This is a genomic window from Paenibacillus azoreducens, from assembly GCF_021654775.1.
In the GTDB taxonomy this organism is placed as follows: Bacteria; Bacillota; Bacilli; order Paenibacillales; family Paenibacillaceae; genus Paenibacillus_AQ; species Paenibacillus_AQ azoreducens.
Genome location: NZ_AP025343.1, coordinates 2,853,397 through 2,875,133, shown reverse-complemented (window position 1 = coordinate 2,875,133; position 21,737 = coordinate 2,853,397). Strand labels below are relative to the sequence as shown.

Below are 21,737 nucleotides of genomic sequence, written 5' to 3'. Positions count from 1 at the left end.
CCTCCTTGTCCGTCATGATGCTAGATCTCTTTCGGCTTTATTTCTTCTCTCAACGACAATAGGAAGCAGCAAAAGCGCACCGATAATCACAAGCACACCACTCGCCGTAAATACTGCTAGTAAGGAAAACGTACCTTTTAGATAGCCGGAGACGAACATGCCGACCACCATCATTCCCATAAAGATCGGTATAATCGTTCCCGATACCCGCCCAATAAATGCTCCTTCCGTGTTCCGTACGATAAGCGTCTGGATTCCGCCTTGAATGCAAGGGTAAAACAATCCGCTGATCACCAACAGAAGGATCGTCAGCCAAATTTGTTTTGATGCGCCCATTCCAACCGTACAGATGGCATTGACAAGCAAGCCGATTAAAAGCAATACCTCCGGTTTCACCTTTTTGGCTACCGCGATGATGGCGGCTCCGCCTATCAACATCGCTGCCCCATTGGCCATCACGAGCCATTGAAGGAATTGTTTATCCCGTCCCAAATTCTCGATGACAAGAAAGATTTGAAGCGGCTGAGTCAATCCAGATGCCAAACCGACTGCCGAGAACGTCATACTCAGCGTTCTTAAGGACTTATTGGACCCGATATAGCGCAGTCCATCCGTCAACTCTTTCATGAAGCCGCCGGCTTTCCCTGTCTTCGGCTCCTCCGCATCCCGAGGAAGGGTTGATAATATAAGGGACGATCCAAGGAACATCACTGCTGTCAAAATCAAAGAGACGTTAATGCCAAACTTAATAAAAATAAACGTACCGATGGCCGGCCCCAACACCGTAAAGACGGCGACCAGCGTTTGGGACAACGCCATGACACCCTGCAATTGTTCAGCAGGCACGTGCCGCTTGTACAGTTTCATGGCAGAAGGCTGAGAAAATTGAGACAGGCTGGCGGAAACGAAGGACCCGATCAGAAGTGCAACCCATCCGCCGTTCATAACCGCGAGCAGCACGGCCCCGACGGACAAGCCGGACAACAGGTCGCTCCACACCATGGTTCTCTTCGGCCGCCACCTGTCGGCAAAGGTCCCGCCAATCAGACCAAACAGAAAGATCGGTGCAAATTCCGCAACTGAAATCAGTGAGACATCAACCGGATTATTATGCGTCAATTCGGATACATACAGCAGGACGGCATAATTCCGGATCCATATCCCAAGCTGCAGAAACACCCGGGAGAGAATAATCGTTCGAACATAACGGTTGGAAAACATGTTAATACCCCATATCCTTTAATATTTTTGATAATGTGCGCAGACGTTCGCTGATCATCTCGCCGTCATCGCTCAGAGCTTGGCTGAACAGCCTAATATCTTCATTGATTCTCTCGTTGTCCGTATATATCGCCACTGTCATCGCATCCCCTTGCAGGGCTACCCGGTCGATGACGGGCTGCTGCGGATCATATAAATGCTCATATCTATATGCCTCTTGAAAATGTTCCAATGACCGGCAAATCAGAATGGACAAATCAAGAACGCGATGGAGGGGCAGTTCCTCCGATTGCCTCGACCATTTTTCTCCCGTGTATCTCCATACCTTGGCAGAAATATCAACACCCCCTCTATCGTTCCATTGGGCCAATCCTAATGAAAGGCCTTTGGCATCCGTGTTTCGGGCGAGACGGCCGTCAATCTGCTCATAGTTCTCTGATACGACAACAGGCTTATGCTTTAACGTCGTTGGTATTTTCATATCTTTCCCCACTCTCTGTTTACTGATTTAGTAATTTAGTAATTTACTAAATGACGGTTTTCATTTTATCTTGGATTTCATCGTTAGTCAACCCGATTTTTGACATAAACACGCTGGACGGGGCAATATAAGATCTTGTTTTTAGGCTTTGGAAAAGGACTTACACCGTTAAAAACAATAAAAGCCGCCAATTTGGCGACTTCTTGTGCGCATATGTTTTTCGTCATATGACAGATGGTTTTTCTTTACTTTTTTTATTTTCAAAAAACTAATTGATTGGCCATTAGGTCTCCTCTGTTTTTCTACCCTCGAAAAAAAAGTTACATTTTGAACTGCTTCTTCTCAGTGGCAAAATAAAGCATAGCGGCAATCGGGAAAGCTACTCCAATCCATAACGCGGTACTCCATCCTCCCGTGCCATATGCCCATCCCCCAATTGCGGATCCGATGGCACCGCCGAAAAAGAAAATAGCCATGAACAGCCCATTCAGACGACTGCGAATTTCCGGACTCAATGAGAAAAGAGCACGTTGCCCAAGCACTAGATTCGCGGATACGCCGGCATCCAATAATATGGCTGAAACGACGAGAACAGTGATTCCGATGGGCGAGCCAGTTTGGATCATAAGCGGCAATAAAACAGAAATGAAGACAGTAACAAGTGCTATGCCTGTTGCGGGTTTAGTCCAGCCGCGGTCTGCCAGCCGTCCAGCGATAGGCGCAGCTACCGCACCTGCGACGCCGACAAGCGCAAACACGGCAATGCCTTTCTGAGAAAAATGAAAAGTCGGGCCGGATAACAATAAAGGAACTGTTGTCCAAAATAAGCTGAACGTCGCAAACACACATGCATGGTATGCAGCCCGACGGCGTAAGATCGGGGTTGTTCGCAGCAAGTGCCACATCGAACCGAGTAGTGCTGTATAGCGTGTGTCCGCCGAAGGCTTTCTTGTAGGCAGCACCTTAGATAATACGATTGCCAAAATAAAAACAGCTGCGGCAGACAAAGCGAATACGGCATGCCATCCAAAGAAGTCAGCGACAAGGCTCGACAAAGGACGTGCGAGCATTATTCCAAGCAGCAAACCGCTCATGATATTGCCGACAACACGGCCGCGTGAGGATTCGGATGCGAGGTAAGACGCAAAAGGTACAAGCACCTGTGCAGCAACCGCCCCTATGCCAATTGCAAACGAAGCGGCTAAGAACGGCACCGCTTGCTTCGATACTGCAGTAACGGTAAGGGCTGCCGCCGTGAGAAGTAAAGATATGACAATCAGCCTTCGATTCTCAACAATATCTCCCATAGGTACGACAAATAGCAAGCCGACGACGTAACCAATCTGCGTTATTGTCACGATAAAACCAGCACTGGTTGCGGACAACCCGATTGAAGAGCTGATTACCCCGATCAAGGGCTGCGCATAGTAAAGATTAGCTACAACAATACCGCATGCGGCAGCCAAAAGTATGGTTAACCATGTCGGGATATTTTTCTCGATTGTTTGTTTTTTGATAACAGTCATTTTAGGCAACCCCTTATACAAAATTAGAATTCATTAAAGTTGGAAAACTTCATTACTTCACGGCAATTACAATTTCATGCGAATTTCTCCTCGAGTTAATTCCTCCTCCTTCGTATTTTTAATACTGAACGTATAGTTTATTAATTGCATAACAGAATAATATACTATACGTATAGTTTTGTAAATATGTAGTTTCAACTTTATTTTTTATTCATAATTGGTATACTGAACGTATAGTTTGTTTTTAGCTGTCATGTATTGACGAAAGGGGATAATTACGATGAATGGCAAGAGAGGCAGGCCTCGTAATGTAGAAGCGCAAAAGTCTATCCTTTCCGCATCATATGATTTATTGTTGGAAAATGGCTTTCAAGCCGTCACCGTTGATAAAATTGCCGACCGTGCCCAGGTTAGCAAGGCCACGATTTATAAATGGTGGCCTAACAAGGCTGCCGTGGTCATGGATGGTTTCCTATATGCCGCCACGGCCAGATTGCCCGTGCCTGATACGGGTTCGGCACTTCAAGATATTCAAATTCACGCCGCCAATCTGGCCCGGTTCTTGACGAGCCGGGAGGGAACCATCATTACGGAGTTATTAGGCGAAGGGCAGTTTGATTCAGGATTGGCGGAGGCCTATCGAGCTCGATTTTTCCGTCCCCGCCGACTTGAGGCAAGAGGTCTTTTAGAGAAAGGGATTCAACGCGGGGATTTGAAAACTAGCCTTGATATTGACATATGCATTGATCTCATTTATGGGCCGATCTTCTATCGTTTGCTTGTGACAGGCGATACCTTGGACGAACCCTATGTGCAGCATTTAGTAATGAACGCATTTGAAGGAATCCGTTCTAGCTGAGTCAAATTTAATATCATATTGCCTGGCATGAAAAAAGAGACTGCTGAATTCGATTATCGAAACAGCAGTCTCTTGTTCAATTTATTTTCTCTTCATAGGATGATCCAAATCGACATGTCCCATCAGGCTTTCCACCTGCTGCCCGTCAACCAGCAGTTCGATGGTTTGAACCTCTTTAAATTGGAACATGGTTTGGGACAGCGCATCTAAAGCAAATTGTTCTCCGCCGGCTCCAAGTCTCGCTTCGTCCGGCATATGAATGTCCAGCGTCATGGCGCCATCCTTGAATTCCAGCGATTTCAGCTCTATTTTGCCCCAAAGCGGGATCAACTCGCCATTTCCGCTTTCCTGGAGAGCCTTAAAAGCCTCTTTAAATTTTTCGTTTTCCTTCTTGAAGTGGATCTCCTTGTCGCTTTTTTTCAGCTCCAACTCCTGCGGATCCGTATAATAAACTTCAATAGTCAACTTCTGCCCGTGTTGCTCTTCCGGCTTCTGCCCGTGTTCCCGCTCCGGTTTCTGTTCCTGCTTGTCCGGTTGCTTCGGATCCGCTGCGTCTTCTTGTGGCGTATTCTCGCCTGCAGCAGCATCGGAATCATCGGTTTGATCGGGCTCTGCCGCGTTAACGCTAGGATTATTTTCTTCCTGTGTTTGCTCTTGCGGTGCCGGTGCAGCTGTCGGTTTCTGTCCGCAGCCTGCTCCTGCAACCACGACAAAGGCCAGAAGCGCTGCGCTTAAAAGCTTTCTGTTCACTTTACCGCCTCCTTTTACTGACTCCTGGCTTTTATTGTACGCCAAGGTATTCTTTAATGCCGCTGACAATGCCCTGTGCGACGGCATCCTGTACGCTTTCGCTGAATAAGACGGCTTCGTCTTTCGGATTGCTAAGATATCCTACCTCAAGCAGAACGGCCGGCATCTTCGTTTCGCGGATCACATGGAAATTACCGTATTTAACATTGCGGTCGGGAAGCCCAGTGGCCTTTACAAGATATTTATGCATCACATTGGCCAAAGCTTTGCTGGCATCGCGCTGATAATACGTTTCGCTGCCGCTGGCCTTAGACCCCGCGCTGTTGGCGTGAATCGAGACGAAGACATCCGCATTCAGATCATTGGCTATCCGCGCTCTTTCCGCAAGCTCAACGAAGGTATCGTCGCTGCGCGTCAGCACATAATCGATATCCGGCTCATTTTCCAGCAGCCGTCCGACCTTCAGGGCTACGGCCAGATTGAAATCCTTCTCCTTCGTCTTCGAGTACCCTATCGTTCCCGGATCATGATCACCATGGCCGGCATCGATCACAACAACCTTTTTGCCGTCATGGGAAACCGGCGGCGTTCCCGGCTCACCCGGCGTTCCTGGCTCTCCTTCCGCCGCATTCAAGTCAACAACAAGAAGCCCGGACGGATCATTATATACAGAATAATCTTTAGGATTATTTAAATCAATTACGATTCTCACTGTGGCGGGGTTGCTGCTAAACAAAGAGTAGCGGATGCTCTTGACATCCGGATAACCACCTACATCCAGCTGACTCTGGTTTCCTACCCCCGCTGCATTACCGCTCAGAAAATCAGGCGAAAAAGCCGTGTTCGGCAAATCGACAACGATTCGATCGGGGCCGGACATTTTAAACACCTTAGGCGTAACGCTCCCTCCTTGGGAGGCTACCATCAAGCGGTTTTCACTGAAGCTGATCCCACCGACCAGCGCGTTTCCGGCAGCAGCCGGCGGCGTAGAGGAAGAATCCGGTTTTGCCGCAGGATCGGCAGATTTAGATCCGGACTGCCCAGGTTTTTTTTCGGATGGAGACGTTACAGACTTGTCTTTGTCTTTGCCCCCCGCGTCCGTTTCTTTTTTTGAAGGTTCTCCGTCTGATGTCAAATATACGGCCTTGCTGCCGCTGTCCCAGTTGACGTGCAGACCCATTTGTTCGCTGACGAAACGCATAGGGACAATCACGCTGTCTTTTTGCAGCTGCGGAGGATTGTCCAGATCTACTTTCTTCCCGTTAACGGTAGCATTCTTTTGATTGACGACCAGCTCGATCGCCTTCTTGTCTTTGTTGATCAGAACCTTTTGCGACTTTTGATCCCATTTGACATCAAATCCGAGATTCTCTCCGATGACGCGGAAAGGCACCATCACGCTGCCGTTCATATTGGTTACCTGCGCGCCGCTTGGCACCTGAAGCTCATTTCCGTCCAGTATGATCGGAATATTCCCCTTTTCCGCCGACGATGCCGCCGCGGCCCGATCCTGAACGGAAACCATCATGACAATAAACATCAACAAAAATAGCAAAAATCCGGTTTTCTTCATTTTCCACCTCTGCCAAACTGTAGTTTTTGCCGATTCATAAACATGAACAGCGAATATATCAAAAAAATCATTATCCTGGCAATATTAGGACATTATTCGCCATTGGCAGCCGATTTTCCTTCTATTTCATTACATTTTTTTACCTATTGACTTTCTTGAGCTGACAGAAGGCGTTTTTTGTTAATGTAATTCACCCAAACATTCTCTGGCGATTCGAAGATACTCTATAGGATCGCGCTATATATAAACAAAAAAAGCCCAACCGGAATTTTCCGGTTGGGCTGATCATACGAAAAAACGGAGCCTGGTGAAAGGCTCCGCTTATCATATTATCGACATTACTTCGGTGCGGCGACTTCTTCCGCTGCCTTGTCCCAGCATTCAACATTGCGTAATCCCTGGATTGCCGAAGCATGGAATACCGGGTCTTTCCCCTTTTGCTTCTGCTCCCGGTAATCCTTCAGTGCAGCAAAAGCGATTCGGCCTAACAACATAATGGCGATCAGGTTCGTAATGGCCATGAATGCCATGAATAAGTCGGCTAAATCCCATACGATCGCCACCTTGGCGACAGATCCGAACAGAACCATGCCCACCACGGCCAGACGGTAAAAGAACAACCACTTTTTATTGTTTTTGATAAACTCGATATTGGTCTCCCCGTAATAATAGTTGCCTACGAGAGAACTGAATGCGAGTAAGAATACGGCAATTGCGATGAAGTTGACCGCCCAGCTGCCGATATGCTCGGCAAGCGCGGCTTGCACCAGCTCAATGCCCGTCAGTCCTTCTGTTCCGTATGCGCTTGAGAAAAGGACGATAAACGCAGTCGCGCTGCACACAAGAAGCGTGTCCACGAATACGCCCAAAGCCTGCACCAGACCTTGCTTCACCGGATGTGTGACATCGGCGGCGGCAGCGGCATTCGGGGCGCTCCCCATCCCCGCTTCATTGGAGAATAGCCCGCGCTTGATTCCCAACATCACCATGGCGCCTAACCCGCCGCCGGCAACCTGCTGAAAACCGAATGCGCTTTTGACAATAAGCAAGATCACGGAAGGAAGCAACGTAAAATTCGTCACCACGATATATAGGGCCAGCAATACATAACCGCCCGCCATCACAGGCACCAAATATTCGGAAGCTTTCACAATACGGTTTACGCCGCCAAAGATGACAATCCCTGTAAGCAAGGCGACCACCACGCCTACCCAGAAGCGATCCAGACCATATGCGTTGTTTAAAGCAAGGGAGAGTGTATTGGCTTGTACCGAATTAAACACAAGACCGTAACATACGGTGATGAGTACGGCGAACAGCACGCCCATCCAGCGCTTGTTTAATCCTTTTTCCATATAATAAGCAGGTCCGCCTCGGAAGCCGCCTTTATCCTCTACTTTATAAATCTGAGCCAATGTGGACTCGATAAAAGCCGTGGCCGATCCGATCATGGCGATTAGCCACATCCAAAAGACGGCACCCGGTCCCCCCGTGGCGATCGCCAGTGCAACACCGGCCAGATTCCCGGTGCCTACCCGGGATGCTGTACTGATGCAAAAAGCGCCAAAAGAGGAGATTCCCTTTTGTCCGTTACCCGATTTTTTTGCCCCTTCGCCCAATAGACGAACCATCTCACCCGCCATCCGAAATTGGACGAACTTTGTTCTCAATGTGAAATACAAGCCTGCAATAAGCAGTATTACAATCAGGACATAAGACCAAAATGCATTGTTGAATGATATAATGTTATTGATTGCTTCCAAATCATCTATCCACCTTCCTCGTTTTTGTCGTATTATGTCAAATCTTCATATCCTCCCAGATACCTGGTGGTAGACTTAAAATTGCATTATCATGCAAATTGCCCCACTTATTATACATATTTGAGCATTTGCTGTAAATAAAAGCATTACATTTGGCACTTAATCTCCTAGATTGGTTGCACAATCATATCCATAGCAGGGATTATTTACGCATTATTTACGGATTATTTATTGAAGCGATAATATTGTCGCGGCTGTAAGATCTAAAATTTTCAATCCAAGACTTTCGATTCATGAGCTTCAATTCATGAGCTTCAATTCATAATTTTCGTTCTGATCACCCTTATCGCGCCTTAGTCTATCCGAATGCCGCTAACGAAACAGGGTAACGTTATAATCGCTAAATGGCGTTGTTTTAAAGTTTAACGAAACTACAGATCGTTATTTGAACGAAATCCGGCCGAATGGACCTCCATTGAGCTGAATAGTGTTTCCCAGTTTCGTCCCTCGTATTTAAGGTGTTTTCTCATGAATACTCACTTATTCGCAGAATTCCTTCGCCTTGTAAAACAGAACGAGAGCCGGAATGAAGAAGTAGACACCGCTTTTTTCGACAAACGGGCGTGCAAGAACAGAAGCTACGCTTATACGCACTTCGTGGGTGCTGGTATACTGCACGCTCCACTTGGCCCTTGGAGGTTCACCCTCCCATGTCTCAACGGATCATTGTCCTTCCATTCCTTCGTCATACCTACCCAAGGCGTGGAGACCGATAGCGTTTAGGTGACGGGTCTATGCCCTTGCGAAACTGGCACTCGGTTCTCTGTGCATATTAGAGATCCTGCGAATAAGACAATATTCGTAATACGACGGGGCGACAGGTGCTACGGGATCGATAGGAATCCTCGGGGTTAGGCGGCCTGCTTCACACCGATCTCAGGGCGATACGTTTCTCCACGCTGGACCATCCCGATGACGATCCGGGCCAGCTTGCCGATTAATTTGAATAACGAAGCCATCTTCTTCATGCCCTTGTTCAAGTTGTGTTCATGCCACCGTTTGAAGTCCGGGTTTTCACGCACCAAGGTGAGCATAGCCAAAAAGAAATATTTGCGCAGCGCACTGTCTCCGCGTTTGGAGAGCTTGATCTGACCTTTGTACTTGCCGGAGGTTCGTTCAGCCAGATTGAGCCCGGCGCGGCGCAAGAGCTGCCGTCCATGGGCATAGTGACCAAGATCGCCGGCGAATCCCAGCAAGGCTGCGATCGTGGTCGGGCCCATCCCGGGGATGCTCTGCAACTGTTTGGCCATGGGGATCTTCCCTAGCAGCGCTTCGACTTCTTCCTTCATCTCTTGCAGGTGGCTTGTAATCTGGTCGTACGCCGTCAGCAGGCGCTGCAGATCTCGCCTTGCCTGCTCCAATCCCTCGGTACGGCCAATGCTGCGTTTGGCCGCCTGGATAAGTTGGACCGCCTTCGCTTTCCCGGTAACTCCACCCGGGCGTCTCATGCCTTGTTCGTGCCAGCGCTGGATGACTTCATCGGCGTTCAGGTCCTGCAACTCGCACGGTAAAGGAAAAGCCCGCAGGGAAGCCAACGAGCGCTCGGCCTTCCAGTCTTTAAAAACAAGCTGGAACTCCGGAAAGTACATGTCGATCCAGCGGACGATGCGATTACCCAAACTGATAGCATATTTCACCCAGAATTCCCGATCGCTCATCAGCGTCTTGAGTTGCTCCAATTGGCCTGCTTGCGGGGTAAACTCGGTATAGAAGCCGCGGCTGACCGCATCGGCAATGGTTAGGGCATCCTTGGCATCGTTTTTGGACGGGCTATTGTCACGGTTCTCCTTGTTGCGATGCGTCACGACTGGGTTCACCAGGACGACCTCGATTCCTTGTTTCCGCAGCCAATGGGCTAGATTAAACCAGTAGTGTCCGGTCGGCTCGAGGCCGACGATAACCGATGTCAATCCCTGCTTCTTCTGTACTTCTTGGGTAAAGCGCATCAGCCTCTCAAAGCCTTCGAGCGTATTTGCAAAGGTCAGATGCCGACGCGTGAGTACGATACCGCGGAAGTTGGTCACTTGAGCGACGTGCTTCTCTTTGGCGATGTCGATCCCCACGATAGCGTGCTGGGTGGTAATTCGTTCAATCCGTTGATTTGTAACTTCAATTCGAGTAAACTTCATAGTAGGCGCCTCCTGATAGGTTTTTAGGGCATTTGACCCGTCTCACCCCTATCATACGAGGCGCTCCTGTTTTTTTCAAAGACCATTTTCTTAGCCTACACAGGAATGTTTAGGGATATAAGAAGCTCATTTTCGCCTAAATAACGATTGTCTGTTTCGTTAACTCCTGATAGGATTTGTTGGTCCAGTCCAAAGAGGCTGCCGAGATTTTCTCGGGCAACCCTAAGAAGGCGCCCCAATGAATTGGGGCGCCTTCTTTTCGTTTCTGTATTCGCCGTACACTTGCTTATGCAAACAATCGCGAAGAATGCTTTTGTTCATAAGCCGAAATTTCATCTTCATGCTGAAGGGTAAGGCCGATATCGTCCAAACCTTGCAGAAGGAATTGGCGCCGGTGCTCATCCAAGTCGAAATCAATATGAAGACCGGCGGAGTCGGTAATCGTTTTGCTTTCCAGGTCCACGTTCAGCTGATACCCTTCATTTGCGGCGGTGCGCTGGAACAGTTCTTCGACCTGTTCTTCGGAAAGCTTGATCGGCAGAATGCCGTTCTTAAAGCAGTTATTGTAAAAAATGTCCGCAAACGACGGAGCGATGACGCATTTGAACCCATAGTCCATAATCGCCCATGGCGCATGCTCACGGGAAGACCCGCAGCCGAAGTTGGCTCTGGAAATCAAAATCGAGGCGCCCTGGTAACGTTGTTGGTTTAATGAAAAGTTGGCGATGTCATTTCCCTGCTCGTCGAATCTCCACTCATAGAACAGAAACTGTCCGAATCCGGTACGTTCGATCCGTTTCAAAAATTGTTTAGGGATAATCGCGTCTGTATCTACATTTACCCGATCCACCGGGGCAACAAGTCCGTTTAATTTCGTAAAAGCTTCCATGTTCGTTCTCCTCCTTAGCTAACCACTTCAGATTTAAATGTCCAGTCGCGAACGTCGGTAAACCGTCCTTTGATCGCTGCGGCAGCCGCCATGGCAGGAGAAACCAGATGCGTCCGTCCGCCGCGTCCCTGACGTCCTTCAAAGTTGCGGTTGGAGGTCGAAGCGCAGCGTTGTCCAGGCTGCAGTACGTCCGGGTTCATCGCCAGGCACATGCTGCATCCGGCATCGCGCCATTCGAAACCTGCATCAACGAAAATTTTGTCGAGGCCTTCTTTTTCCGCCTGCAGTTTCACGCGTCCGGAGCCCGGAACGACGATGGCCGTTACCCGGTCCGAAACTTTGTAGCCTTTGGCCACTTGGGCGGCGGCGCGAAGGTCTTCGATCCGTCCGTTCGTACAGGAGCCGATAAACACATAGTCGATTTCGATTTCAGTCATTGGCGTACCTGGGACGAGCCCCATATATTCAATCGCTTTTTCGGCAGCTTTCCGTTCGTTTTCTGTTGGCAGTTCCACAGGTACTGGCACTTTCGCCGTAATATCCGTACCCATGCCCGGGCTGGTTCCCCAGGTCACTTGCGGGATCAGGGATTCAACGTCAAACTCCACAACCTTATCGTAGGCTGCTCCTTCATCGGTAACGAGCTGCTTCCAATCTTCCACTCTTTGCTCGAAATCTTCGCCGGCAGGCACGTACTGGCGGCCGCGGAGATATTCAAACGTTGTTTCATCCGGAGCGATCATGCCAGCGCGGGCGCCGCCTTCGATGGACATATTGCACACGGTCATGCGCTCTTCCATCGTCAGTTCGCGGATAGCTTCGCCCGTATACTCGATTACGTAACCCGTCGCAAAATCGGTTCCGTATTTGGCGATGACGCCGAGAATCATATCCTTGGCCGTAATTCCCGGTTTACGTTTGCCAACGAAGCGAACTTCCATCGTTTTGGCTTTAGCCTGCTGCAAGCATTGCGTCGCAAGCACATGCTCGACCTCACTCGTTCCGATCCCGAAGGCCAAAGCGCCGAAAGCGCCATGCGTGGAAGTATGGCTGTCGCCGCAAACGATCGTTTTGCCCGGATGCGTCAGACCAAGCTCAGGTCCCATCACGTGTACGACGCCTTGGTCAATGGTTTCCAGGTCAAACAGGGTTACGCCGAAATCGCGGCAGTTTTGAGTCAGCGTATCGATCTGCTGCTTTGAGATCGGGTCTTTAATGTTGAAGCGGTCTTTGGTTGGTACGTTATGGTCCATGGTGGCAAAGGTCAGCTCCGGACGGCGAACCTTGCGGCCGCTAAGGCGAAGCCCTTCAAACGCCTGCGGAGAAGTCACTTCATGGACGAGATGCAAATCGATGTAGAGGATGCTCGGTTTGCCTGCTTCCTGATGAATAACGTGGTTATCCCAGATTTTCTCAAACATTGTTCTTTTACTCATCATTTTTCACCTCATCATGGTTATACGTCCTTGGAAGAGCGCCAAATGAAGCTGCGGCGCATCTTGAATGAAATAAATATAGCATCTCCCTCTTCATTGTTCCAAGATATAATATCTATAAAAGCAATAGGGTATGCCTATAAGGCGGGATAAGGCGAATTGGGGAGGCTGTTGCTTTGAAAGGGCTCAATCATTCCATGAATAACGTCCCTCATCGAAATCCATATTTTTCACTTGCCTTGATAAGTAAAAACACCCCCTATAAAGAGAGTGTCTTGATACCTCATAATTTAAATTGTGAATCGGTACCACCCATAGCTCTGTAAGCATCCAAAACATGTTGAAGCGCTGCTTTCTCCTTAGCTGTTACTGTTCGATCCTGCTTTCTTTCATTGCCTTGAGAGCGAATTATCGTTTTATTCGACTTTATTACAGCATTGATAATCTCATAAACATCTTTATTAACCGCAGTACTGTAATATTCCCATACTTCTCCACCATCATTATCTCTGTGAACATCACTGTATTTAGGTGAAATTTCGTATATTTTATCGTCTGCTTTTATCGTGTAATTGTTAATGAACAACCAGCTATCTCCGGTATATTGAAATCTGGCATATAAAATCGGAACACCATCATTTCCTTGAGCGAAGAACGCATAAAATCCGTTTTCATTAATATATTCTGGACTTGTTTTATCCTCAAACACTGTATATCCGGTTACATCATCAGTCCGCTTTCTCATTTCTGCGGTAGCAACAGCTTGCCGTTTCTTTTCTTCGGCTGCTTGCTTCTCAGCTTCTTTTTTTTCTTGTTGTGCCCTGTCATCAATTTGTTTTTGAAGTTTTTCAGTTAAAGCTCTAATCTTATTTTCCTCGCCTGAACCTGGATATTTCTTTGAGATGGTTTCTTGTGTTTTCTTTAATTTTTTTATGTCCCCAGATGCGAAATAAGAATTTGCTTCTTTAAGCAAAGTCTCAGGTCCGTATTTTAGATCATCCAGTTCTTTTTTTAGCGACTCATTCTCGGACTGAAGTCTTGTCAAAGTTTCTTTTGTGGAGGCAAGTTCTTCTTTTATAGCGGCAGATCCTGAACCACATCCAGTCAACAAAGATATGATAGCAATAGTTATAGCTGTCTTGTATAGATTCATAACTACACCCCATAATTTTTTAAGACTATTGTACCAGATAAAGGGACTTTTGGAAGATATAAAAAATCACCTATATTACACTTCATGATCCGTGTGGATTCATTAAATAGTGCTAGAAAATCAAGAAATCTGTAAGTTGTCCATAGAATATTAGGGCATCAAATAATCAAATCACAGTCATTCGCGTACCTGGCACCATAGGTTAAATGCTTTTAACTGATTCTTTAAGGGCTATTACAGGTTAAAACCTTCAATAAATCGCAATGCGCATTCAGAATGATATTCGGCTAGCTCTTTTGCAAATGGTTGGTTTGGAAACCCTCGATGAAGCAGCTTCAACCCACCCGAGGTTAACGATATATGATGATGGAATCGATAGAACAACATTCTGTCAGGATCGAGGGTATCATTCTCCAGATAGCGATAGAAATCCCCGAACCGCAGCTTCATAAAACTATGTTCATGCTCAATATCAAAAAACATGGCTCCTTCGATATCGATCAAAAAAGTTTCCAGCTTATCATTAACTAAAACATGGTCGGGACCTAGTTCCCCATGAATAAACCCATACTGCGTTCTCGGTTTAATTCTCGACTCAAGCTCATGCAAAATATCGAACAGTTTGCTCTGATTTACCCTGATACAATCCATATGCCGTGAGGCATAGGATAACTGCAGTTTGGCATTTTCCAGTTGCAAGAGATGGCAATTTACTGTGTTGGCCCTGATTTGATTCTGCTTCCCGTAGATTTGACTTTTGGCGGCATGCATGCCCGTAAGCATCTCACCCAACCGCTGAAACACTTTATCTTGAATTCGTGAATCGGAATGATGGAAATAGGCTTCCGCCTTTTGTCCATCTATAAATTCAACAAGCGCATAATCAAAAGGGTAACGTTCTTTTTCCTTATTAAGATCATAAAGAAATGGCGTCCGAATTCCATTTTGCGTTAAATACTTGTTGTTCAATTCAAATAGATCGCTTCCATAGGATATTTCGCTTACATCTTTGTTTGCTGTTTCTTCTTGAAAATAACTCATCGTAAGATCCCATACATACAACACACAGGAAAATCCATTGCTGCAGTCGATCTTGCAGACTACTTTTTGTGCGCCGCCATGCATTTTTGATACACTAGCTATAATATAGCCGGTACCAAAAACGCTCTGAATATAATCCTGCAAATCAGCTTGATCGAGGTGGCAAGCAAAATCCATTGAACAGCACTCCATTTCTTAAGTTTTTGCCGGCCAACCAATAGTAAATAAAATCTGGCGGAAAATATAGACTTTTTCTTTCTGAGTTGTTATGATGTTGAATAAGGTGTCGAAAAAAATAGTCATTCAAAAAGCCTTTGGATTTTAATCCAGAGGCTTTTATTGATGCAGTACATGCCTTGTGACCTATAAGATGAATACTGAGCACACGTCAAAATTACAAGTACAATAAATATGTTAGGACCGATGCATATGGAATTCAGACAATTGCAATACGCCTTGCAAATCGCGGCTGAACGCAATTTTTCCCGGGCTGCCGAAAAGCTTCATATCGCCCAGCCCTCCTTAAGCCAGCAGCTGTCCAAGCTGGAAAAAGAACTTGGCGTGCTTTTATTTCAACGCAATACGAGCACGGTGGAGCTAACACACGCCGGAGCGATGTTTGTGGACCAAGCCCAAAAGATCATGGACGCTGTGGAACTGCTGCGCCAGGAGATGTCGGATATTTCGCAGCTTAGAGGCGGCAAAGTCATTGTCGGCAGCATGCCGATTACCGGCGCACATTTGCTGCCGCATGTCCTTCCTTCTTTTAAAGGAAAATATCCCGACATCGAAATCGCTTTGCTTGAGGATTCATCCATGAATCTGGAGAAGCTGACAGCCGGAGGAAAAACGGACTTAAGCCTGCTCGCGCTTCCGCTCCAGGAACCTTCGCTAACCTACGAAATCATCGGGGAAGAAAAAATAGATCTCGCCGTTCCGGCAGGCCATCCGCTTGCGGAGAGAATCCGAAAAGGAAAAAATGCCACCATCCGCATTGAAGAGCTGAGCGAAGAGTCTTTTATCGTACTCAAAAAAGGCCAGGGCTTCCGCAAAATCGTGTTCGACTTATGCCAGAAAGCAGGTTTCGAACCAAAGGTGGTTTTTGAAAGCAGTAATATGGAGACCATACAGTCGCTGGTAGCTACCGGAATGGGAATTACGCTCGTGCCGAGATTTATTTCGCGTTCTTCACGCAGCGAATTTGTACCCGTTTACTTGCCGCTCGCCGACCCGGTTCCGAGCCGCACGCTCGTCATCGCATATCGGCGCGGCCGCTATCTTTCCAAAGCCGCTGAAGCTTTCATCGAGACTTTCAAGGATACGATGCAGGAACTGGTGCAAAATGAAGAAAAAGGCTCCTGATCGCTCAGGCGCCTTTTCTTTATTTATGGCTGTACAGCTCCGGCCGTCGGTCCGCAAAGACGGGGATACGGCCCCGTACCTCGTCCACCAGCTCAGGCAAAATCGTCCCTGTGACGATCTCCTCCGCTTCGCCGCCTTCAGCGACGATTTCTCCCCAAGGATCGATGATCAGGGAGTGTCCAAAAAAATCGGTTCCTCTGCTGCTGCCCACACGGTTGCAGGCAACTACATACATTTGGTTTTCGATCGCCCGCGCCATCAGCAGCGTACGCCAGTGATGAAGACGGGGATGCGGCCATTCCGCAGGCACGATCAGCACCTTCACTCCGTCCAGCGCCAAGCTCCGGGCCAGTTCCGGAAAACGGATGTCATAACAAATGGACGCTCCGGCCGTCAATCCTTCCAGATCAAATTTCACCGGCTCATCTCCAGCCGCCAGATGCTTCTCCTCGTCCATCAGCCGGAACAAGTGGAGTTTGGAATATTCCCCTACCTGCCTTCCGTCTCTGTCAAAAGCATACATCGTATTAAGTATCCGGTCTCCTTTGCGGACCGCAACCGATCCGCCGACGATCATAACCCGATGTTTGCGTGCAAAATCAGACAACCAGCCCCTAGTATCCTCTCCATCCGGGTCGGCAATATCATCAATTTGCTCAAGCGCATAACCTGTGTTCCACATTTCCGGCAGCACCAACAGATCGGGCCGGGGATTCCCGCCAACCGCTTTCTCCATCCATGCTCCAAGATAGGCTTTATTGGCCTTGGGATTTCCGATTTCAATATCCGCCTGAATCAGGGCGACATTCAGTTTGTTATCCCCTGTTTGTACCATACTTATCCTCCTCGCTTGAAGCCTGAAACCTTGCCTTAAGGGTCCATGCCATCCATTTTTCATATTGTAAATGCCGGAAAAGAATCGCGCAAGACGTCTATTCCCTCTATACAGCTCGGAAAAATCATGATAGATTAAATCTATTCAATATGAAGCAAGAACCGGAGTGATGGAGATGACAAAATCGACTGAGAACCCGCTTTACCGTTCGGCTTTTCCAATCGAACCTTCTGAGGTGATGACCCAGCTGCCCACACAGTTTTTCGCTACGCTCGTGCAGAAAGTGAACCGTGAAATTTCCGCTGGGTTTGATGTCATTAATTTGGGCCAAGGCAACCCCGATACCCCGACACCGGCCCATATCGTAAAAGCTTTGCAGGCAGCGGCCGCCAATCCGCTATATCATAAATATTCGCCTTTTACGGGCTATCGCTTCCTGAAAGAAGCAATCGCAAAACGTTACCTTGACGATTACGGCGTCGAACTTGATCCCGATACGGAAGTTGCAATCCTGTTCGGCGGCAAAACCGGATTGGTAGAGATACCGCAAATACTGCTTAATCCCGGCGATCTCTGCCTCGTTCCGGATCCGGGGTATCCGGATTATTGGTCCGGCTTGGCGCTGGCCAAAGCGGAAATGTCGTTTATGCCGCTTCTTCAGGATAACGCCTTCCTGCCGGACTACGGAAGCATTCCCGAAACGGTTCGCCGCCGGGCGAAGCTGATGTTCCTGAATTATCCGAACAATCCGACTTCGGCTACCGCTCCGCTATCCTTCTATGAGGATACCGTCAAATTCGCGGCCGCAAACGGCATCGTGGTCGCCAGCGATTTCGCGTACGGCGCCATCGGCTTTGACGGCAGACGGCCGGTCAGTTTCCTTCAGGCTCCCGGCGCGAAGGAAGTGGGCGTCGAGTTTTACACGCTATCGAAGACCTATAATATGGCCGGCTGGCGCGTCGGCTTTGCGCTTGGCAACCGGGAGATCATTTCCATGATCAACCTGCTGCAGGATCATATGTATGTCAGCCTCTTCGGCGGCATCCAAGCCGCGGCGGCCGAAGCGCTTACGGCTTCCCAGACATGTGTGCGCGAGCTTGTTCAACGCTACGAGTCCCGCCGAAACGCATTTTTTGGCGGTCTGGCCGAGATCGGCTGGCAGGCCAAACAACCTGAAGGCTCCTTCTTTAGCTGGCTGCCTGTGCCCAAAGGCTATACTTCGGCCTCCTTTGCCGACAAACTGCTGCAAGAAGCCAAAGTTGCGGTCGCTCCCGGCATAGGCTTCGGCAAGCACGGCGAAGGTTACGTCCGGGTTGGACTGCTGACCTCCGAGGAAAGGCTGCAGGAAGCGGCCCGCCGCATCGGCGAGCTTGAACTTTTTGCATAAATATGCGTGTTCAAAAAGGTCGGTTTTCAGCACCGAGAAGGTTGAATAAAGCTAGGGAGTGAGGAGCGGAGCTACACGTTTTCGTAGAAAACGACTTCGTAAGCATCTGCTTGTAGTGGGTACGTGAGCACCTGAAATGTTTCCGGAGGAAACATACTTCGTAAGCATCTGCTTAGGCCCGGCTGAATTCAAGATTCGATGCCGGATCCGCTTCCTGATTCACTTCGTGCTAGATATAGAATTTATAAGTTATCAGCTACGCTGATGAAATTCTATATCGCAAGAAAACCTACAGCTAAAGGTGGTCTGTCTGCTGTGAAGGTACGTCAATAGACGTTTTTCTTATCAAAAGCGGACTTTTTGAACAACCTCTAAATCTATTTTGCAAAGCTGGCCTTTCCGTGGTATTCTATGTGAAAATAAAGGGTTTATCCATACCGAACGAAACGTGATGACGGGACCAGTAAGAGCGGCCAATCGCGAAAGAAAAGAGAGTAAATTCCACCGGCTGAAAGAATTTACCCGATTCCCTCTGAAACCTACCCCCGAGCGGCCCGCATAACCTGCGGGACAGTGCCTTCTGTTACAAGGCTAAAGCCGGATGATTTTTGTTCATCAACAAAGGTGGTACCGCGGAAGTCGAAACTTTCGTCCTTTACTGTTAAAGGGCGGAAGTTTTTTTGTTTCCGGGGTCCCCGCAAAGTAACCGGAATAAGCTTCGAAGGCCACGCGTCACTTTGTGGGGTTATATTGGCATGGAGCAAAGGCTCGCAAGCAAAAAGATGAAATGGAAGTGATGGATTATGTCGACGCGCGTCGTCGTCAAAATAGGAAGCAGCTCGCTGACATCCGCCGAAGGAGGACTCAGCCGGGAAGCGGTCGCTTTTTTCGCAAATGAAATCAATACGTTGAAAACAGAAGGTCACGAAATACTGTTGGTCACCTCCGGGGCCGTAGCCGCCGGATTCCGGGCGATCGGTTATACCTTCCGCCCCAAAGTTCTGCATGAGAAACAGGCTGCGGCCGCTGTCGGCCAGGCGCTGCTCATGCAGTCTTACCAGGAGGCATTCGCCGCGCATGGCATCACCACGGCGCAAATTCTTCTGACCCGGGGAGATTTCGGGAACCGCAAACGGATGAACAATGCCTGCATGACGATCGAGGAACTGCTGAAACAAGGCTCCGTTCCGGTCATTAACGAAAATGACACCGTCTCGGTCAATGAACTGAAATTCGGCGACAACGATACGTTATCGGCGCTGGTAGCCAATCTGGTCAAAGCTCAGCAGCTTCTCATCCTGACAGATATGGACGGACTATACACCGGCGATCCACGCAAGCATCCCAATGCGGTCAGGTTCGACCATGTGGATGAAATTACCGACGAGATTTATGCGATCGCTGGAGGAGCCGGATCCTCAGTAGGCACGGGCGGCATGCGTTCCAAGGTAGATGCGGCCAAAATCGCTACCCGCGGGGGCGTTCCTGTATTCGTCGGCAAGGTGGAAACAAGCGGAGATTTGAAAAACGCCGTTGACGGACATGGCAAAGGTACCTATTTCGATACCCACCTCCACTCCCTTCCGATGAAAAAGCAATGGCTCGGATTTATGTCCACGCCGCTCGGCTCGCTTCGGGTCGATCCCGGAGCGGAGGAAGCATTGGTAAACGGCGGGCACAGCCTGCTGCCGGTCGGCATCAAAATCGTTGACGGACATTTTCAGGCCGGAGACGTCGTTGAAGTGCTTAATCTCGAAGGAAACGTGCTTGGACGCGGAATCGTCAACTATGATAATGAACAACTCCGCCACATCAAGGGCATGAGCAGTTCTGAAGTCATTCAGAAACTAGGAACGGTTCACCGTCTCGAAGTGATTCATCGAGATGAATGGATCACATTAATATGAAGGCAAGCTAATTCAATCCCTATTCCATTAAGGAGGCAATCATATGAGCGAAGTCAAAACAAAAGCCGAAAAAGCCCGGACCGCCGCTGCAGTCCTGAACAAACTGACCACAAGCCAAAAAAATGAAGCTCTTCAGCTCATGGCGGACAGTTTGCGCAGCCAGCAAGATGACATTATTTCCGCCAACAAGGAAGATCTCGAACGCGGTAAAGCGCAGGGCACTTCTTCTTCTCTGCTGGACCGTCTTGCACTGGGTCCGGAGCGTATTGAAGCGATTGCCGAAGGACTAGAGCAGATCATTGCGCTTCCCGATCCCATCGGAGACGTGCTGGAAACCTTCGAGCGTCCGAACGGACTCCAGGTTACCAAAGCTCGCGTTCCGCTCGGAGTTATCGGCATCATTTATGAAGCTCGTCCCAACGTTACGGTTGATGCAGCCGGCCTATGCCTGAAAGCAGGCAATGCGGTCGTTTTGCGCGGGGGTTCGTCGGCCCTCTCGTCCAACCGTAAAATCGTGGAGGTCCTCCGCTCGGCACTGCAAAATTCGGCTTTGCCAGCGGATGCAATTCAGCTTATCGAAAGCGCGGACCGTTCTTCCGTTGATGAGATGCTGAAGCTAAACGGACTGCTCGACGTCATCATCCCGCGCGGGGGACAATCCCTCATCCGCAATGTCGTGGAGAACGCCACCGTGCCTGTCATTGAGACGGGTGCCGGCATCTGCCATACTTACATCGATGAAACCGCTGATCCGGCCATGGCCGAAGCGATTGCGATCAATGCCAAGGTTCAGCGGCCTTCCGTCTGCAACTCCATGGAGACGCTGATCGTGAACAGCCGTTTCGCCGCGTCCCATCTCGGACATCTTGCGGATCAGTTCCGCAAATCCGGCGTAGAGATCCGCGGCTGTGCGGAAACATTGAAGCTTGTGCCTTGGGCCGTTCCCGCGCAGGAGCAGGATTTTGCCACAGAATATAACGACTATATTTTAAATGTAAAATTGGTCGATACTCTTGATAAAGCTTTAGATCATATTTCCCGCTTCAGCACCAAACATTCCGAATGCATCGTTACCGAAAACGCCGCCCACGCGGAACGTTTCCTGCAAGAGGTCGATGCCGCTGCGGTCTATCACAATGCATCGACCCGGTTTACGGACGGCTTCGAATTCGGCTTCGGCGCAGAAATCGGAATCAGTACGCAAAAACTGCATGCACGTGGCCCAATGGGACTCCCTGCGCTGACTTCAACCAAATACATCATTCATGGCAGTGGACAGATTCGCGGGTAAAATTGCGTATAGGTCGGTGCTCAAAAAAGTCGGTTTTCAGCATCGAGAAGGTTCTCTATAAACATTTGCCAGCT

Annotated in this window: 17 protein-coding genes; 5 read left to right on the top strand and 12 right to left on the bottom strand. The window is 48.7% G+C overall.

Annotated features, from left to right (window positions below; translation table 11 throughout):
- Positions 1-12: 12 nt before the first annotated feature.
- The 3 genes from L6442_RS12530 to L6442_RS12520 all read right to left on the bottom strand — a co-directional run bounded on the left by L6442_RS12530 (position 13) and on the right by L6442_RS12520 (position 3,228).
- Positions 13-1,221 (bottom strand): MFS transporter, encoded by a 1,209-nt coding sequence (locus L6442_RS12530; RefSeq protein WP_212977202.1) that lies wholly within the window; start codon positions 1,219-1,221, stop codon positions 13-15.
- 1 nt (position 1,222) lies between these two features.
- Positions 1,223-1,702, bottom strand: a complete 480-nt coding sequence (locus L6442_RS12525; RefSeq protein ID WP_212977201.1) for a DUF6530 family protein — start codon at positions 1,700-1,702, stop codon at positions 1,223-1,225.
- Positions 1,703-2,022: 320 nt separating this feature from the next.
- Entirely contained in the window at positions 2,023-3,228 is a 1,206-nt protein-coding gene (locus L6442_RS12520; protein ID WP_212977200.1) for an MFS transporter, read from the bottom strand.
- 280 nt (positions 3,229-3,508) lie between these two features.
- Here L6442_RS12520 and L6442_RS12515 point away from each other — a divergent pair, with 280 nt between their 5' ends.
- Positions 3,509-4,087: a TetR/AcrR family transcriptional regulator gene (locus tag L6442_RS12515; RefSeq protein ID WP_212977199.1), complete on the top strand. Its 579-nt coding sequence runs from the start codon at positions 3,509-3,511 to the stop codon at positions 4,085-4,087.
- An 81-nt stretch (positions 4,088-4,168) separates the two neighbouring features.
- Here L6442_RS12515 and L6442_RS12510 read toward each other — a convergent pair whose 3' ends face one another.
- The 8 genes from L6442_RS12510 to L6442_RS12475 form a co-directional block, all read right to left on the bottom strand.
- Positions 4,169-4,837 carry a GerMN domain-containing protein gene (locus L6442_RS12510; RefSeq protein ID WP_212977198.1) on the bottom strand — a complete coding sequence of 223 codons (669 nt, stop codon included), beginning with the start codon at positions 4,835-4,837 and terminating at the stop codon, positions 4,169-4,171.
- Positions 4,838-4,868: 31 nt separating this feature from the next.
- Complete coding sequence (locus L6442_RS12505; RefSeq protein ID WP_212977197.1) at positions 4,869-6,410, bottom strand: N-acetylmuramoyl-L-alanine amidase family protein; 1,542 nt, start codon at positions 6,408-6,410, stop codon at positions 4,869-4,871.
- A 338-nt stretch (positions 6,411-6,748) separates the two neighbouring features.
- A complete protein-coding gene (locus tag L6442_RS12500; protein WP_212977196.1) occupies positions 6,749-8,173 on the bottom strand; it encodes an alanine/glycine:cation symporter family protein in 1,425 nt (474 codons plus the stop codon).
- A 911-nt stretch (positions 8,174-9,084) separates the two neighbouring features.
- Positions 9,085-10,362 (bottom strand): IS110 family RNA-guided transposase, encoded by a 1,278-nt coding sequence (locus L6442_RS12495; protein WP_237099969.1) that lies wholly within the window; start codon positions 10,360-10,362, stop codon positions 9,085-9,087.
- Between the two features lie 286 nt (positions 10,363-10,648).
- Entirely contained in the window at positions 10,649-11,251 is a 603-nt protein-coding gene (gene leuD, locus L6442_RS12490) for a 3-isopropylmalate dehydratase small subunit (protein ID WP_212981598.1), read from the bottom strand.
- Positions 11,252-11,265: 14 nt separating this feature from the next.
- Positions 11,266-12,687 carry a 3-isopropylmalate dehydratase large subunit gene (gene leuC, locus L6442_RS12485; RefSeq protein ID WP_212981600.1) on the bottom strand — a complete coding sequence of 474 codons (1,422 nt, stop codon included), beginning with the start codon at positions 12,685-12,687 and terminating at the stop codon, positions 11,266-11,268.
- A gap of 283 nt (positions 12,688-12,970) precedes the next feature.
- Positions 12,971-13,840: a coiled-coil domain-containing protein gene (locus L6442_RS12480; protein WP_212981597.1), complete on the bottom strand. Its 870-nt coding sequence runs from the start codon at positions 13,838-13,840 to the stop codon at positions 12,971-12,973.
- A gap of 234 nt (positions 13,841-14,074) precedes the next feature.
- The gene (locus tag L6442_RS12475; RefSeq protein ID WP_212981599.1) at positions 14,075-15,013 is read right to left on the bottom strand and encodes a phosphotransferase family protein; all 939 of its coding nucleotides are present in this window, start codon (positions 15,011-15,013) and stop codon (positions 14,075-14,077) included.
- A gap of 297 nt (positions 15,014-15,310) precedes the next feature.
- Here L6442_RS12475 and L6442_RS12470 point away from each other — a divergent pair, with 297 nt between their 5' ends.
- Positions 15,311-16,243 carry a LysR family transcriptional regulator gene (locus L6442_RS12470; protein ID WP_212981596.1) on the top strand — a complete coding sequence of 311 codons (933 nt, stop codon included), beginning with the start codon at positions 15,311-15,313 and terminating at the stop codon, positions 16,241-16,243.
- Positions 16,244-16,262: 19 nt separating this feature from the next.
- Here L6442_RS12470 and L6442_RS12465 read toward each other — a convergent pair whose 3' ends face one another.
- Positions 16,263-17,078 carry a carbon-nitrogen family hydrolase gene (locus L6442_RS12465; protein ID WP_212981595.1) on the bottom strand — a complete coding sequence of 272 codons (816 nt, stop codon included), beginning with the start codon at positions 17,076-17,078 and terminating at the stop codon, positions 16,263-16,265.
- A 175-nt stretch (positions 17,079-17,253) separates the two neighbouring features.
- Here L6442_RS12465 and L6442_RS12460 point away from each other — a divergent pair, with 175 nt between their 5' ends.
- The 3 genes from L6442_RS12460 (at position 17,254) to L6442_RS12450 (ending at position 21,663) form a co-directional block, all read left to right on the top strand.
- A complete protein-coding gene (locus L6442_RS12460) occupies positions 17,254-18,465 on the top strand; it encodes a pyridoxal phosphate-dependent aminotransferase (protein WP_212981594.1) in 1,212 nt (403 codons plus the stop codon).
- An 803-nt stretch (positions 18,466-19,268) separates the two neighbouring features.
- On the top strand, positions 19,269-20,372 hold the full coding sequence (proB, locus tag L6442_RS12455) for a glutamate 5-kinase (RefSeq protein WP_212981593.1): 1,104 nt from the start codon (positions 19,269-19,271) through the stop codon (positions 20,370-20,372).
- 43 nt (positions 20,373-20,415) lie between these two features.
- Positions 20,416-21,663 (top strand): glutamate-5-semialdehyde dehydrogenase, encoded by a 1,248-nt coding sequence (locus tag L6442_RS12450; protein ID WP_212981592.1) that lies wholly within the window; start codon positions 20,416-20,418, stop codon positions 21,661-21,663.
- Positions 21,664-21,737: the final 74 nt, after the last annotated feature.

What these genes read in the sequence shown, in the direction of transcription:
- L6442_RS12460 (WP_212981594.1), top strand. Translation starts at nt 17,254, where the DNA reads ATGACAAAATCGACTGAGAACCCGCTTTACCGTTCGGCTTTTCCAATC.
- L6442_RS12480 (WP_212981597.1), bottom strand. Translation starts at nt 13,840, where the DNA reads ATGAATCTATACAAGACAGCTATAACTATTGCTATCATATCTTTGTTG.
- L6442_RS12450 (WP_212981592.1), top strand. Translation starts at nt 20,416, where the DNA reads ATGAGCGAAGTCAAAACAAAAGCCGAAAAAGCCCGGACCGCCGCTGCA.
- L6442_RS12505 (WP_212977197.1), bottom strand. Translation starts at nt 6,410, where the DNA reads ATGAAGAAAACCGGATTTTTGCTATTTTTGTTGATGTTTATTGTCATG.
- proB (WP_212981593.1), top strand. Translation starts at nt 19,269, where the DNA reads ATGTCGACGCGCGTCGTCGTCAAAATAGGAAGCAGCTCGCTGACATCC.
- leuC (WP_212981600.1), bottom strand. Translation starts at nt 12,687, where the DNA reads ATGAGTAAAAGAACAATGTTTGAGAAAATCTGGGATAACCACGTTATT.
- L6442_RS12470 (WP_212981596.1), top strand. Translation starts at nt 15,311, where the DNA reads ATGGAATTCAGACAATTGCAATACGCCTTGCAAATCGCGGCTGAACGC.
- L6442_RS12525 (WP_212977201.1), bottom strand. Translation starts at nt 1,702, where the DNA reads ATGAAAATACCAACGACGTTAAAGCATAAGCCTGTTGTCGTATCAGAG.
- leuD (WP_212981598.1), bottom strand. Translation starts at nt 11,251, where the DNA reads ATGGAAGCTTTTACGAAATTAAACGGACTTGTTGCCCCGGTGGATCGG.
- L6442_RS12495 (WP_237099969.1), bottom strand. Translation starts at nt 10,362, where the DNA reads ATGAAGTTTACTCGAATTGAAGTTACAAATCAACGGATTGAACGAATT.
- L6442_RS12515 (WP_212977199.1), top strand. Translation starts at nt 3,509, where the DNA reads ATGAATGGCAAGAGAGGCAGGCCTCGTAATGTAGAAGCGCAAAAGTCT.
- L6442_RS12520 (WP_212977200.1), bottom strand. Translation starts at nt 3,228, where the DNA reads ATGACTGTTATCAAAAAACAAACAATCGAGAAAAATATCCCGACATGG.
- L6442_RS12530 (WP_212977202.1), bottom strand. Translation starts at nt 1,221, where the DNA reads ATGTTTTCCAACCGTTATGTTCGAACGATTATTCTCTCCCGGGTGTTT.
- L6442_RS12465 (WP_212981595.1), bottom strand. Translation starts at nt 17,078, where the DNA reads ATGGTACAAACAGGGGATAACAAACTGAATGTCGCCCTGATTCAGGCG.